General features: G+C 32.3%; 11 protein-coding genes. 2 read left to right on the plus strand and 9 right to left on the minus strand.

Translation table 11 applies throughout. The features are described from left to right. Positions 1-248: 248 nt before the first annotated feature. A complete protein-coding gene (locus QWY99_RS13515; RefSeq protein ID WP_290266009.1) occupies positions 249-1,940 on the plus strand; it encodes a T9SS type A sorting domain-containing protein in 1,692 nt (563 codons plus the stop codon). A 59-nt stretch (positions 1,941-1,999) separates the two neighbouring features. On the opposite strand, the gene QWY99_RS13520 is transcribed toward QWY99_RS13515, so the two are convergent. The 3 genes from QWY99_RS13520 to QWY99_RS13530 all read right to left on the minus strand — a co-directional run bounded on the left by QWY99_RS13520 (position 2,000) and on the right by QWY99_RS13530 (position 6,328). Beyond that, complete coding sequence (locus QWY99_RS13520) at positions 2,000-2,530, minus strand: hypothetical protein (RefSeq protein ID WP_290266011.1); 531 nt, start codon at positions 2,528-2,530, stop codon at positions 2,000-2,002. A gap of 165 nt (positions 2,531-2,695) precedes the next feature. Next, a complete protein-coding gene (locus QWY99_RS13525) occupies positions 2,696-3,562 on the minus strand; it encodes an alpha/beta hydrolase (RefSeq protein WP_290266012.1) in 867 nt (288 codons plus the stop codon). 726 nt (positions 3,563-4,288) lie between these two features. Further along, entirely contained in the window at positions 4,289-6,328 is a 2,040-nt protein-coding gene (locus QWY99_RS13530) for a M13 family metallopeptidase (protein ID WP_290266013.1), read from the minus strand. Between the two features lie 540 nt (positions 6,329-6,868). Between QWY99_RS13530 and QWY99_RS13535 the strand changes: the two genes are divergently transcribed. Next, positions 6,869-7,249 carry a T9SS type A sorting domain-containing protein gene (locus tag QWY99_RS13535; RefSeq protein WP_290266014.1) on the plus strand — a complete coding sequence of 127 codons (381 nt, stop codon included), beginning with the start codon at positions 6,869-6,871 and terminating at the stop codon, positions 7,247-7,249. A 62-nt stretch (positions 7,250-7,311) separates the two neighbouring features. Here QWY99_RS13535 and QWY99_RS13540 read toward each other — a convergent pair whose 3' ends face one another. From QWY99_RS13540 to QWY99_RS13565, 6 genes are all read right to left on the minus strand, one after another. Further along, positions 7,312-7,488, minus strand: a complete 177-nt coding sequence (locus QWY99_RS13540) for a hypothetical protein (RefSeq protein WP_290266015.1) — start codon at positions 7,486-7,488, stop codon at positions 7,312-7,314. A gap of 30 nt (positions 7,489-7,518) precedes the next feature. Next, on the minus strand, positions 7,519-7,926 hold the full coding sequence (locus QWY99_RS13545; RefSeq protein WP_290266016.1) for a helix-turn-helix domain-containing protein: 408 nt from the start codon (positions 7,924-7,926) through the stop codon (positions 7,519-7,521). A 127-nt stretch (positions 7,927-8,053) separates the two neighbouring features. Beyond that, on the minus strand, positions 8,054-8,293 hold the full coding sequence (locus QWY99_RS13550) for a helix-turn-helix domain-containing protein (protein ID WP_290266017.1): 240 nt from the start codon (positions 8,291-8,293) through the stop codon (positions 8,054-8,056). A gap of 477 nt (positions 8,294-8,770) precedes the next feature. Further along, entirely contained in the window at positions 8,771-9,598 is an 828-nt protein-coding gene (locus QWY99_RS13555; protein WP_290266018.1) for a BRO-N domain-containing protein, read from the minus strand. 346 nt (positions 9,599-9,944) lie between these two features. Further along, the gene (locus QWY99_RS13560; RefSeq protein WP_290266019.1) at positions 9,945-10,949 is read right to left on the minus strand and encodes a virulence RhuM family protein; all 1,005 of its coding nucleotides are present in this window, start codon (positions 10,947-10,949) and stop codon (positions 9,945-9,947) included. Between the two features lie 174 nt (positions 10,950-11,123). Next, entirely contained in the window at positions 11,124-14,552 is a 3,429-nt protein-coding gene (locus tag QWY99_RS13565) for a methylmalonyl-CoA mutase family protein (RefSeq protein ID WP_290266020.1), read from the minus strand. Between the last annotated feature and the right edge of the window lie 278 nt (positions 14,553-14,830).

The raw sequence follows: 14,830 nt of genomic DNA on the forward strand, positions 1-14,830 counted from the left end.
TCTATCTTACCTAGTTCTGTAAAAATAGAACGTAGATTGAACAGATTCGCTATCGCGAAACACAGATAAACACTGATTTTCATTAACGATAAAGCATCAAATTCTATTAAATAGTAAAGGTATTTATACTATTTCATTTTGTCTTTTCACGACCTCAAATATTAAAAAAATAAGAAAAAGAATACTTAAAATTATTTTAATAATAAATAAATTCGTAAATTAGCTACAAATTATTAATTTATTTACTTATGAAAAAGAAATACTTTTATTACATTTTATTATTCTTATTTAATACAACTATTATACTTGGGCAAAAAGTAACCCTTACCCCTCTAGTTGTAAATGGCAGAGGCTACACCTCAGGACCTATAAACCTTGAATCAACCTCTACATCAAGCGTATCATTAGAGGTTAAAGTTGAATTTCCTACTGCCACAGGAAACAATGGAACTATAAATGTATATTATGTTAAAGCTACTGCACTGGGAAGCAATATACCATCTGGTGGTAATGGAGGTTCACTTTTTTTTGGAGGAGGAAAAGTAGCAAGTCGACAATTTGTAATATCTTTAAACTGGAGCGATTTTACTACTTCAGGAGGGTATCTATATGCTGAGTATAAAAACGCAACTAATGTAACTTACAAAAGCAATAACATTAGTATCACAAAAGATGGAATAAAGCCTCCGCAAGTTCTACCAAATACAAAAAATGACATTCAAATAATACCACATGGAGGCACTCCTTTATTACCTGAATATATAAATTTCACAGACATTGACCATCAAAATTGGGCAATTACAAACTACAGACCATATAAATACATAACAGACGACACAAGACTATACACCCCAGGCACTGCGGAATTAAGAATAGAAACAACTTTTAAAGATGGAAGAATAATCTACAGTGAAAGAATCGCAACTTATGTTGTTAATTTTCTTTCTCAGTATAAAGGTTTAAATGTAGATAATAAAATTAACTCAAATCAATATTTAAGTAATGAAGAAACTCCCAATACTATCATAGGAAACCAAGCCTCCGAAACTCATATAGAAAATATGCCAGGCACACGTTACTCTAAAATAGTTACAAATTTATTAAATAATTACCAATGGCAAACTAGAATTAAATACCCACTCACCTGGCATATCTTAAATGACCAGTATTTTTACCAATACGGTTGGAAAGATATTCCTGGAGCTACACAAATAAATTATACCCCTCCAAAAACAATTAGAGGTATGGAATATAGAAGGTTAATCCTTGAAAATCCATTAAATGAATCAAAAACCAGAAACTCTTCCTCAAGTAATGTAGTAAGTATAGTCCCTATTATTAATAATCACAAAGAAAATATAATTTGTTGTGATCAAACATTAACAACAGCAATTAGAGACACAGCAGATACCATTGTTGGCGATTATATTTATGCTTCATCTTTTAATCAGTGGCAAGTTTCAGAAGATGGGTTAAACTGGGAAGATATTTTTGGAGCAAATAGTAAAGATTTTTCACCTTTTTATATCCCATCAAACAATGGGAATCGGAGACCTTATAATTACAATCAATCTAAAATACAATACTACAGACGCATTCTAATTGATTACGAGTATAATAATTACCATACGAGTAATACCGTCAAAATAAATTTCGATCTAACGCGTACGAATGAAAAACCTCTAACAATATTATACCCAAATCCAACAACATCAATTTTAAATATTGAAAGTATTAAAGATAATTTAGCAGATGCTAAAATAAGTATAGTAAATGCTACAGGCAGTATAATTATACCTGATAATGTTTCTGTAATCAATTCAAGTTTAATTTCTCTAAATGTTGCAAATTTAATTACTGGAACATACTACTTAATCATTGAATACCAAGACACAAGAAGAATTCGTAATAAAATACAATTAACTTTTATAAAAAAGTAAACCAACAAAAAAGGGAATCTTACGATTCCCTTTTTTGTTGTAATATTAAAAGTTAACACTTAGAAATTAATATTTTGAACTTGACTTTCTTTAATATTTAAAGCAGACATAACTTCAGAGTAATTATTTTTATTTACTGAAGCTTTCATTAAAGCTGAAGGCATTATTACTACTCGAAAAGTTTGATTTCTAATAAAATCAGGCACTTCATTAAGATTAAAAGAACCAATTACAGTAATTAAAAAATCAACTTTACTAAAATCAAAAAAGTAATCGACAACATCACCATTATCAAAATTAGTTGTTTTTGGTATTAATTGCCAAATTGGAGTTGCAGAATTTATTTGACCAATTTTTCTATAAATCAAAACAGTTTCATCATTAAATAAATCTCCATCTACATACGCAGCAAATGCATTAGAAAATTCATATTTAAAGTTTGTTTTTCTCACCAAATCAACATTGTTAATTTGAAATGCCTGAGGTAGAGGAGCATCAAATCCTGGAGGGCCTATTGGCCCCTCTGGTCCTTCGCAACTTGAAAATGCAACTAATCCTATAATTGCAAAAAGTGTAATTATCTTTTTCATGTTTTTTTATTTTTATGTTTTATATATAAAGGTATTCCAAAAATCAAACCAAAAAAAATAATCCGCATTGAAATATTCATAAAAAAAATCAAAAAAACATATAACGCACTGAAATCCAATGTTAAAAACTTTAAAAAATCTCAATTATTTTAAAGAATATTCTTTTTAATTTACTACAACTCCGTTTTTAGTCAAGACTTTGTTAAAATACAATACATGATACGGCAATGCATTTTCCCAATATTCCCATGTGTGCGCCCCTGGTCTTTCGGTGTAGTCATGAGCTACTTTATTGTATAACAATCTTCGGTGCAATTCACGATTCGGCTCGATTAAGAAATCATCTACGCCACAATCTATTATTAAAGCTAGCTTATTGGCTTTTATTTTATCTACCATTCCTAAAACTGCATTTTGTTTGTACAGCTCTACATCATTGCTTTTATCTCCAAAAACGGGTTGCATTAGCTTTACAACCTCAGCAGCCGAATCTCGATTTAACATTCCTCCCATATCTACTGCGCCACTCATACTTCCGGCAGCACAAAATAAATCTGGATGCTTCGCCGATAATGACAATGCTCCGTGTCCTCCCATAGAAAGCCCAGAAATTACTCTTCCTTTTCTATCGCTAATCGTTCGGTAGGTTTTGTCTATCTTCTCAATTACTTCTTTGGTTATAAACGTTTCAAACTGACTTTCTTTGTTTACTGGGCTATCCAAGTAAAAACTAAATTTCTCTCCTTCTGGCATTACAATAATCAAATTGTATTGATCGGATAGATTTTGCACTAATTTTTTATCTGGTGTACTTTTTAACCAATCCCCAAAATGCCCATAAGCACCATGTAATAAATACAATACCGGAAACGAAGCTTTGCTTTTGGAATACGAATTTGGCAATACTACGGCCGCTTTGTATGTCTTCCCCATTGCTACGCTCGCTATTTGCAACGTATCTACTTTGGCTCCATAAGTCAAAAGCGAACTGCATAAAAAAGCAGTTATCAATATAATTTTAATGTTTTTCATTCTTTTTAAGGTTCTGAGGTTCTAAGTTGCTAAGGTTCTAAGGTTTGAAAAAAGGCTCAAAGGAGCAAAGGTTAAAAAAAGTACTTACGTACTTAGGCTCAAAGGGACAAAGGTTTTTTCTAAAGGTTCTGAGGCACTAAGATCTTTAAAAGTACTTACATACTTAGGAACAAAGGTTTTTTTGAAAGGGTCTGAGGTTCTGAGTTGCTAAGGTTCTAAGGTTTGAAAAAAGGCTCAAAGGGACAGAGGTTTTATCTAGATTGAACTCCCAAATTGTCGAGCTTCTTGCGTGATGCCTCATACCTCGGCATGACAACTTTGCAAATATTTTACGCTTTGAAAAAAGGTACTGAGGTTGTCAGAAACAAAGGGACAAAGGTTAAAAAAAGTACTGACGTACTTAGGCTCAAAGGGACAGAGTTTTAATCTAGATTGAACTCCCAAATTGTCGAGCTTCTTGCGTGATGCCTCATGCATCGGCATGACAACTTTGCAAATATTTTACGCTTTGAAAAAAGGTACTGAGGTTCTCAGAATCAAAGGGACAGAGGTTTTATCTAGATTGAACACACAAAATCATGAGCTACTTGTGTGATACCTCATGCCTCGGCATGACAACTTTGCGAATATTTTACGCTTAAATTAAACCTTTGCCCCTCTGAACCTCTGAACCTAAAAAACTTAGAATCTCAGCAACTTAGAACCTTAGTACCTCTAAAAACAAACCTACCAAATAACTACTCGTAAGCTATCTGGTTGATACATTTTATCTCCTTTTTTCACATTAAATGCTTTATAAAACTCTGGCATATTGCTTAATGGACCATTTACTCTAAATTGTTCTGGAGCGTGTACATCGGTCATGATTTGGTTAATCTTCGACTCGTCTCTCCTATTTACCATCCATGAGTAAGCATACGAAAGGAAATAACGTTGATCTGGCGTTAAACCGCTAATTTTTTCATTATTTTTATACTGTGCCGTTTTCTTAAATGCTTCGTAACCTACTACAACACCACCTAAATCAGCAATATTTTCTCCTTGAGTTGCTTCGCCATTAACATGTTTTCCAAGTACAGTAAACTTATTATACTGCGAAACAATCAGTTTGGTTTTCTCTTTAAATTTTTTCAAATCTTCAGCTGTCCACCAATTATTTAAATTCCCTTTTTCGTCATATTGGCTTCCTTGATCGTCAAAACCATGTGTAATTTCATGCCCAAAGAATGAACCTCCAAGAATTCCGTATAAGATGGCATCATCTGGCATTCTTCCTTCATAACCAGGAACGATAATATTACAAGCAGGAATTACAATTTCGTTATTACTTGGGTTATAATATGCATTGTATGTTTGTGGTTGCATAACCCATTCGTTTCTATCTACAGCCTTACCGTATTTATTAACCATATCTGTATAATGCCAAGAATTAGCTCGTATCGCATTACCACAGTAAGAGTTTCTATCGATAGTTAGTTTACTCATGTCTTTCCATTTATCTGGATATCCAACTTTCATAACAATCTTATTCAGTTTTTGAAGCGCTTTCTGTTTTGTGGTATCGCTCATCCAATCTAATTTCTTAATGTGCAAAGCAAATACATCACGTATATTATTACCTATCTCTAGTAATTTTTCTTTAACTCCCTTAGGCATATATTCAGCTACGTAAACCTGTCCTACTAAATCTCCTAAATAATTATCTGTCTGACCAACTACTCTTTTCCATCTTGGTTTTTGAGCGCTAACTCCATTCATTACTGTAGAAAAGAATTTAAAGTTTTGCTTCTCAACCGCTGCATTTAAGTAATCAGCATAAGAATTTACCAAATTCCATTTAAGATATGTTTTCCATTCTTCAACAGGATGCGTTTTTAGTAACCCATTTAATGCTGTAAAAAATTCTGGTTGCCCCACAATTACAGAATCTGCTTTGGCAATTCCTAAAACTGGTAAAACTTTTTTCCAATCAATATTCGACGTTGTTTTATTAAATTGTTCTACTGTAAGTTTATTGTAGTTATTTATTGGATCTCTTAGCAACTCCAACTTACGAGATGATTTTGCAAGGGCAGTTTCAAGTTTCATAATACTTGCAGCACTTTTAGAAGCTGTAGCTTCATCTTCGCCCATAAATTTCATCATTGTTTTAAGATGAATTAAATACTGCTTACGAATAGAATCATTGCGCTTATCGGTATCAAGATAAAAATCTCTTTGTCCCATACCTAATCCGCCTTGACTAAAAAACAACGCATATTTTGTACTTATTTTATCGTCTTGCGATACATAAAATGAAAAAGCAGGACTAGCTCCTATTGTTTGTAAATGCGCTATAGAACTCACCAAAGCAGGAATGTCTTTTATAGCTTCAATTTTTTTGATTTCGTTATTAAGCGGAGACAATCCCGCTTTTTCAATGGCAATTGTATCCATACCAGAGCCATAAAAATCTCCAATTTTCTGCTTATTACTTCCTTTTACAGCCGATTTATCTGTAGCCGATTTTTCGCAAATAGTTTTTATTTGCTTATTAATCGTATCCATAATAATTCTCATGATTCCGTTATTGCTATCGGTACTCGGAATTGGATTTTTCTTAAACCATCCGTTATTGGCATAATTGAAGAAATCATCTGCAGGATTTACAGTTGTATCTCTGTTTGTTATTAAAGGATCTGGAAATACAGTTTGCTCTTTTTTACCACAACTTGTGACCATTATTCCTGTTAGAGCAAATACGAAAAGTGTTCTAAATAAATTCATTAAGTTATCTTTTTGGTTGTTTTGATTAAATCTAACGATCTACTGCTTGTTTGTTACAAAATTCTAAAAAACAAGTATGTAAATATAAATTTTTCTAACATACAAAATGAATCATTTTACAATTAACCGCTTACTTCTAAGTCATTACTTAATGAAAGTATTTAACTTTTATTGGCACAAATATTTTAACGCATAGAAGAAACATGTTTTAACAATGCCAAAAAAGATTAGTTAAAAGAGCTATTCTTTTGATTTTACAGAATAGGAAATCATCAAAAATGCGACATTCAACTAGTTGCTTTTTACTTTAAAATCATTTTTTACATATCAATTACCATAAAAATGCAAAATACTGATTAAAAAAAGTGCTAAAATAAAAACCAAAACTTCTCTAAATCCGTATATAGCAACAGATCGCAAAGAAGCAACTTTAAATCAGCAACTTAGATCTGAAATTTAACATAATATAAATATTTCTGTTAGCAAACTATTTGTAGTTTTGCGCACCACGATTTTGAAAATTAAAACAAAAACAAAGACATGAAGAAGATTTTAGGATTAAGCTTAGTATTGGTTATTTTTTTGACAACAATGAGTACTTATGCAATTGATGGAAGAGGTGATTATATTTTGAATATAAAAACCGGAAATGGCAAAGTGGTTAGTTTTACCTTGAATGGGGAACAAAAATCGAATTTCTCTATTTTTGATAACGAGAAACATTTGATATACAAAGGAACTGCAACTAATGAAGTTGAGATTTCAAAAACATTAAGCCTTGAAGAATTCCCAGCAGGAACTTACTATCTTGAAGTACAAGTCAATGCTAAGACTGTAAAACATGAGATTCTTGTAAAATCTTCTAAAACAAATAAAAAGACTGACGAAACCGTGAATAAAAACCCCGCTTTTCGTCGTTAATTACCGTTTTTATTATAAATGAGAAAGACAGTCTAAAAATTTAGACTGTCTTTTTTTATGTTTTAAGATTTTGTTTCTCTTTGAGTCTTTATCTTTTTTAAATATTCTATAGGATTAAAATCTTCCACTTGACCACTATTAATTCCTTTTTGAATTTCATTCCTTAAAAGGTTTAAAACATTATCATCAATAGAATCTTGAAGACCATTGGAGAGCGATTTTGACATTTTATTTTCCATTAGATTAAAATTTAAAAAGCCAAAAGATTTTTATTTTTCTTTTAGTAATTTCTCTAAATATTCAACTTTATCTTTTTCGGCTTGAAGTAAACGCTCGTACAATTTTTTATTTTCATCTACAGATTCCATTAACTTATCTAATGGATTGAAAGTACAAGTGTTGTAATTATTAAAATTATTATCTGAATCATTGAAAGTATTGAAATAGTTAAAGACACTTTCATCAGAAAAATTCTTAATTGCTTCAACAGTGACACCAAGTGCTTTTGCTACTTCAATTAGTTTATCTTCATCTACCGTTTCACTATTCTCAATAATAGATACAGCTTGTTGGTTTGTTCCCATGGCCTGCGCCAAAGCTTCCTGCTTCATATCACGAATTTCACGAATACGGCTAATTTTTCGCCCTATATGATTTGGTTTTGTTAGTCTGCTCATAATTCAAAGATAATAATTAAGTATAATATAAGCCAATATGTAAAAAACATATTTGTTTTTACAATAAAATCTATTTCTTTCTCACTTCGCTAAAGCGAGCTTCTTGGTCGAGCACCTAAGCTAAATCCTAGACTTCTCTTTTCATTGAGAAATCTAATAACTCTTTAGGTTCAATATCTAAAGCGTTAGCAATTTTCACAAGAGTTCTTATACCTGTGTTTAATTTTGCAACTTCTATTCTGGATATTTGAGATTTGGTAACGCCACAATAATTGGCTAGATCTTGTTGAGAAATTCCCTTTTTATCACGTAGCTGTCTAATGTGAATTCCAAAATTTACAATAAAAGATTCTTCTGAAATATTCATATTCCAAAATTGGCAAGATTTATTTTGTTTACGTAGGCTAATTTACCTACAAATCTTCATGTTTAATAAAAAAAAAGGAAGATATACGAAAACTTGTGCTTTTAAGTAACAAAAACCTCAGCGATAGCGAATAGACGAAGTAACCACATCTTGTAACTCGACAATTTAACAATACTTTATGTTAGTTCCCAGCGGAGTTTCTTCGTTCCTCAGAAAGACAAGACTGAGCAAAGAAAACACGCAAACTTGTGCTTTTAAGTAATAAAAACCTCAGCGATAGCAAATAGACAAAGTAATCCTTTTCTAGTGCATATATCTTGCTCGTGCATCTAAGCTAAATCAATTATTTATTTCTATTCGTATATTTTTACATAAAACAAAATGAACCCAATGAACAAACTTTGGTAGCTTCCATTAAGTGAGTAAATAAGTTTTCATTTTTGATCGCATCAAAAAAACAATTTATAAAGAAATATTTCATTTTTTTAATGACTTAAAAGTATCTTTAGCATTTAATGAAGATACCACTTTTTGACCCGTTTTTGATTCTAATTCTGTCAATGCTACTTTAGCTACATTACCACCTTGTTGAGCAATTTCTTTGCTTTTTTCAAAACCATCAGGATTAACAGCAGTTGAAATATCTTTAGTAGAAGCTTCAGCGAGCATATTCAAAATAAGCTCAGTATTACTCATATTATCTCTCAAATTCTCTTTTTTTAGTCCTTTAAGTATTTTGTACTCTTTAGTGGTATTACCAGACCACGTTTTCGAAATAATATCGGTCAATACAGCAAATTGAACTCCTTCTTTAATTCCTTTATTTTTCCATTCTTTAGTTAATTCATTACGAATTTCAATACTTTTAAGTCGTTGGTTTATCCAGCTTTCTGAATACCCCATTTGCAAATATTGCTCTAAAGCGCGATCAATGGAAAGTTCCGGATCTTGCATTTCGTCTAATCTTTCATTTGCAATTTGAGCCAGCCATAATTTAAATGGTTCAGCTTTTGGTGACGGAATTGACTGTATCAAACGAAATAATTGTTCCGTATCCGCTACATCAGTCAAACGCATTTTACCATCAGATGCTTGTAATTTCAAACGTCCGATTTTTGCGGACACTTCACTTCCTTCTTTCTGTAACTTAACTTTTAAATCATTCCAATACTTTCTTGATCTATCAGAATTCGTTAATACTTCAATAACATCAACAATAGAAAAATACCATTTCTCTTCTTCTTGACTCCAAATAGTTCTTACTTTCTTTTCTTCGAATAATTGGATGTTTCCTAACTGACTCATAATACTGTAATTTGTAATAAATTCTATATTTCAAATTTAAGATATTTATTTTCAATAAAACTAAAAAAAAATTAAGAAAAAACTTATATTCAGTTCTCTTGTTGTGAAACAAAAAAACCTCTCATTTCTAGAGAGGTTTTCTAAATCTATAAAATTGTAAAATCTACATATTTCTTCTGTACTGTCCTCCTACTTCAAACAAAGCTGAAGTAATCTGACCCAATGAACAAAACTTTGTAGCTTCCATTAAGTGAGCATATAAGTTTTCATTTTTAATCGCTGCTTCTTGCAAGGTATTTAAATGATCTTTTACCGATTCTTTATGAAACTCATGTAAGTGTGGACATTAATTCGATTTGTTTTTTATTTTATCTTCTAATTGTTTCAAATCTTCCAAATCTTGTTCATCAGCTTTTTGAGCATCTAAGCTCTTTCGTTGCGTGTTAAACTTTTCGTAAATAAGGTCAACTTTTTTTTCCATTTCTACGTGACTTATACTTCCTTTATGATCCAATACTTTTTTATCATTAAATTCAATAATACGATCTATATTGGTTTTCCAAAAACTCATAGTGATGTCTTGTCTATTTTTTGCTCTTAACTCTGCCGTTTCAAGAAATACAACCACAAAGCGATTCAGACTGTCAATTTCATCACTGGTAAGATAATTTTTAGCAATATAAATATCTTGTTTCCTTACTAAGCTACCTTTCCAACTGGTTAAAGCCATATTAGGCTCGTCTGGATTAGCTCGAGAAACGATTATTTCAGTCGCAGTTTTATCAGTAATAGCATATAAAATTTTATTTTGTGTTTCGGCAAAAAACATCTGAGTTGCTTTATCTGTTTTATCATAATCACTGCTTAAAGAAAATAAGTCCCTAACTTTTTGATAAAACCTTTTCTCTGAGGCTCGAACATCACGTATCCGATCGAGTAACTCATCAAAATAGTCCATTCTTCCGTTAGGATTCTTAAGACGCTCGTCATCCATGACAAAACCCTTAATCATAAATTCTTGCAAATTTTGATTTGCCCATTGACGAAATTGAATTCCTCTTTTACTTCGTACTCTAAAACCTATCGCCAAAACCATTGCTAAAGAATAAAAAGTAACCGTATATTTTTTGCCATCTGAGGCAGTTGTCAAGTAATCCTTGACAACTGAAAACTCATCTAACTCTCTCTCTTTTAATATATTTATAACATGTAAACTAATATTTTGTTTAGAGGTGTCAAAAAGTTCTGCTAATTGATTTTGGTTCAACCATGCATCACCATCTCTGGCAAAAAGTGCCACAGAAGATTTTCCATCAATTGTATTATAAATAATGATTTCTTGTTTATCCATACTAAAAGGCATTGTAATATTTTAACAGCTATTTTGATTTGCTAAAGTATTGAAATATTTAATTAAGCAATTTATATTAATTCTTTAAATGGTATGATTATTTAAAGAATTAATTTTAGAACAAAAAAACCTCTCATTTCTGAGAGGTTTTCTAAATCTATAAAATTGTAAAATCTACATATTTCTTCTGTACTGTCCTCCTACTTCAAACAAGGCTGAAGTGATTTGACCAAGCGAACAAACTTTTGTAGCCTCCATTAAGTGCGTGAATAAGTTTTCGTTTTTAATAGCTGCTTCTTGCAACGTATTTAAATGATCTTTTACCGATTCTTTATGAAACTCATGCAGGTTGTTTAACATGTCTATCTGATATTGTTTTTCTTCTTCGGTTGCACGAATAACCTCTGCAGGAATAACTGTTGGAGATCCTTTTGAACTCAAGAATGTATTTACTCCTACAATTGGGAAATCTCCGTTGTGTTTCAAGGTTTCGTAATACAAACTTTCTTCTTGAATTTTTGAACGTTGGTACATAGTTTCCATTGCGCCAAGAACTCCTCCACGCTCTGTAATACGATCAAATTCTTGTAAAACTGCTGCTTCTACTAAGTCGGTTAATTCTTCGATTATAAATGAGCCTTGAATTGGATTTTCGTTTTTGGCTAAACCTAACTCTTTATTAATAATCAATTGGATTGCCATAGCTCGGCGAACTGATTCTTCGGTTGGTGTTGTAATTGCCTCATCATACGCATTGGTATGCAACGAATTACAGTTGTCATAAATAGCGTACAATGCTTGCAACGTTGTACGGATATCGTTAAAATCTATTTCTTGTGCGTGCAATGAACGTCCTGATGTTTGAATATGGTATTTAAGCATTTGCGCTCTTTCGTTAGCACCATATTTAATTTTCATGGCTTTTGCCCAAATCTTACGCGCTACACGACCAATAACTGCATATTCTGGATCTACTCCATTCGAGAAAAAGAATGATAAGTTGGGACCAAAATCATTAATACTCATTCCGCGACTCAAATAGTATTCTACATAAGTGAAACCATTAGAAAGCGTAAATGCCAATTGCGTAATTGGATTTGCTCCTGCCTCGGCAATATGATATCCTGAGATAGAAACCGAATAAAAATTACGAACGTTTTGTGTGATAAAATATTCCTGAACATCTCCCATTAATCGCAAAGCAAATTCGGTAGAGAAAATACACGTGTTTTGTGCTTGATCTTCTTTAAGAATATCTGCTTGTACAGTTCCTCGTACTTGCGAAAGTGTTTTTGCTTTTATCTCGTTATAAACGTCCAAAGGCAAAACCTCATCTCCTGTAACTCCAAGAAGCATTAACCCTAAACCATTATTCCCAGCTGGCAAATCGCCTTGGTATTTAGGTCTTGTGATTCCTTTTTCTTTATATAATTTGGTGATTTTTTGTTCTACTTCTTTCTCTAAATCGTTGGCTTTAATGTAATACTCACATTGCTGATCGATTGCTGCATTCATAAAGAATCCAAGTAACATTGGTGCTGGACCATTAATAGTCATACTCACTGATGTTAAAGCATGAACTAAGTCGAAACCTGAATATAATTTTTTAGCATCATCAAGACAACAAATAGAAACTCCAGCATTTCCGATTTTACCATAAATATCTGGTCGTACATCGGGATCATTACCGTATAAGGTCACACTATCAAAAGCGGTTGATAAACGTTTGGCTGGCAATCCTGCACTTACATAATGAAAACGCTTGTTGGTTCTTTCTGGCCCTCCTTCTCCTGCAAACATACGCGACGGATCTTCACCTTCACGTTTAAAAGGATATAATCCTGATGCAAATGGAAATTCTCCTGGAACATTTTCCTGTAAACACCAACGCAAGATATCTCCCCAAGCTTCGTATTTAGGCAAAGCTATTTTCGGAATTTGTTGGTGCGATAAACTCTCTGTATGTGTTGCTATTTTTATTTCCTTATCACGAACTTTAAAGCTGTAAACTGGATTTTTGTATTTGTTTACTTTCTCATCCCACGTGAGAATCATCTCCCAGTTGTAGGGGTCTAAATCCATTTTTACTTTATCAAATTGATTGTGTAAAAGGTTTAAGAAAACACGATTTTCATTTTGTTCGTCTGTTGCACCTAAATCATCGATTCCCGTTTTTGTAATTACTGGAATTTTACCCGAAACTGATTCTAGGGTTTTAAAGATTCCGTATAATTTTTGAGCTACTTGCTGTTGTGACAAAGCTGTTTGATCGTACTTACGGTTACTCTCGGCAATTTCAGATAAATATCTTGTGCGGTGCGGTGGAATAACGAATATCTTCTCGCTCATTTCACGAGTTATTTCGAAAGTCGATTTTAAATCCGACTCTGTTTTTTCTACAATTTTATCCATGATAGATTTATACAATGTATTCATCCCTGGATCATTAAACTGCGAAGCAATTGTTCCAAAAACAGGCATATCATCTGGGTTTTTATCCCATAAATTATGATTGCGTTGGTATTGTTTTTTTACATCACGTATTGCATCTAGTGCACCACGTTTGTCAAATTTATTAAGCGCTACTAAATCGGCAAAATCAAGCATGTCGATTTTTTCCAATTGTGTCGCTGCTCCAAACTCTGGTGTCATTACATATAATGAAACATCGGAGTGATCCATAATTTCTGTATCTGACTGACCAATTCCTGAAGTTTCTAGAATGATAATATCATATTTAGCTGCTTTAAGAACCTGAATGGCTTCGGCAACATATTTAGATAAAGCCAAATTTGATTGACGAGTTGCCAACGAACGCATATAAACTCTTGAGTTGTTAATTGCATTCATTCGGATTCTATCTCCTAAAAGTGCTCCTCCTGTTTTACGTTTGGATGGATCAACTGATACTATTCCGATAGTTTTTGTTGGAAAATCAATTAAAAAACGACGTACCAATTCGTCTACCAATGATGATTTTCCTGCTCCTCCAGTTCCTGTAATCCCTAATACAGGAATTTTAGAATTTGCATTGGTTTTGTGTATTTTATCAAAAACTGGCTTTGCAATTTCAGGAAAATTCTCTGCAGCCGATATCAAACGCGCAATTGCCGTTGGATTTTTATCTTCGATATGATCGATTTCGTTTGTAAGTTTATCTCCAATAGGATAATCTGAACGTTGTACCAAATCATTTATCATTCCTTGTAATCCTAAAGAACGTCCATCATCTGGAGAATATATTCTGGTGATTCCGTATTCCTGTAATTCTGCAATTTCGCTTGGCAAAATTACACCACCACCACCACCGAAAATCTTAATATGTCCCGCTCCTTTTTCATGAAGCAAATCATACATGTATTTAAAATATTCGTTGTGACCACCTTGGTAAGAAGTCAGCGCAATTGAGTTTGCGTCTTCTTGAATAGCTGTATTTACAACTTCTTCAACACTTCGGTCGTGACCTAAATGAATTACCTCAACTCCTGTTGACTGAATAATACGACGCATTATATTTATTGCCGCATCATGTCCATCAAAAAGTGATGCTGCGGTAACAATTCTTACTTTATTTTTAGGAATATAAGGTATTTGTGGTTCCATTTTGAGAATATGATAATTTTAGGAGAGCAATTTACAAAAAAATTTAATTAATCTTGAATCTAGTTTTAAAGCTTATCAAAAAAAATATTCGCAAACAAATATTAAAATAGGTAACATCAAACAAATTTTTCATTTTATATCTTTTTTCTTATATATTTGTACAGATTTTAAAATCAACTAGTTAACAGAACGGTAATAGTACTACAAAAAACAACAATCATCATAGTGTCTCGTATTTATTCTACTTGCTTATAAATGTATCAATCGACTATCATTAC

Source organism: Flavobacterium branchiarum (assembly GCF_030409845.1).
GTDB classification, from domain to species: domain Bacteria; phylum Bacteroidota; class Bacteroidia; order Flavobacteriales; family Flavobacteriaceae; genus Flavobacterium; species Flavobacterium branchiarum.

Coding starts and splice junctions, on each gene's coding strand:
- QWY99_RS13565 (WP_290266020.1), bottom strand. CDS start 14,552: ATGGAACCACAAATACCTTATATTCCTAAAAATAAAGTAAGAATTGTT.
- QWY99_RS13540 (WP_290266015.1), bottom strand. CDS start 7,488: ATGGAAAATAAAATGTCAAAATCGCTCTCCAATGGTCTTCAAGATTCT.
- QWY99_RS13525 (WP_290266012.1), bottom strand. CDS start 3,562: ATGAAAAACATTAAAATTATATTGATAACTGCTTTTTTATGCAGTTCG.
- QWY99_RS13535 (WP_290266014.1), top strand. CDS start 6,869: ATGAAGAAGATTTTAGGATTAAGCTTAGTATTGGTTATTTTTTTGACA.
- QWY99_RS13515 (WP_290266009.1), top strand. CDS start 249: ATGAAAAAGAAATACTTTTATTACATTTTATTATTCTTATTTAATACA.
- QWY99_RS13555 (WP_290266018.1), bottom strand. CDS start 9,598: ATGAGTCAGTTAGGAAACATCCAATTATTCGAAGAAAAGAAAGTAAGA.
- QWY99_RS13530 (WP_290266013.1), bottom strand. CDS start 6,328: ATGAATTTATTTAGAACACTTTTCGTATTTGCTCTAACAGGAATAATG.
- QWY99_RS13545 (WP_290266016.1), bottom strand. CDS start 7,926: ATGAGCAGACTAACAAAACCAAATCATATAGGGCGAAAAATTAGCCGT.
- QWY99_RS13560 (WP_290266019.1), bottom strand. CDS start 10,949: ATGGATAAACAAGAAATCATTATTTATAATACAATTGATGGAAAATCT.
- QWY99_RS13520 (WP_290266011.1), bottom strand. CDS start 2,530: ATGAAAAAGATAATTACACTTTTTGCAATTATAGGATTAGTTGCATTT.
- QWY99_RS13550 (WP_290266017.1), bottom strand. CDS start 8,293: ATGAATATTTCAGAAGAATCTTTTATTGTAAATTTTGGAATTCACATT.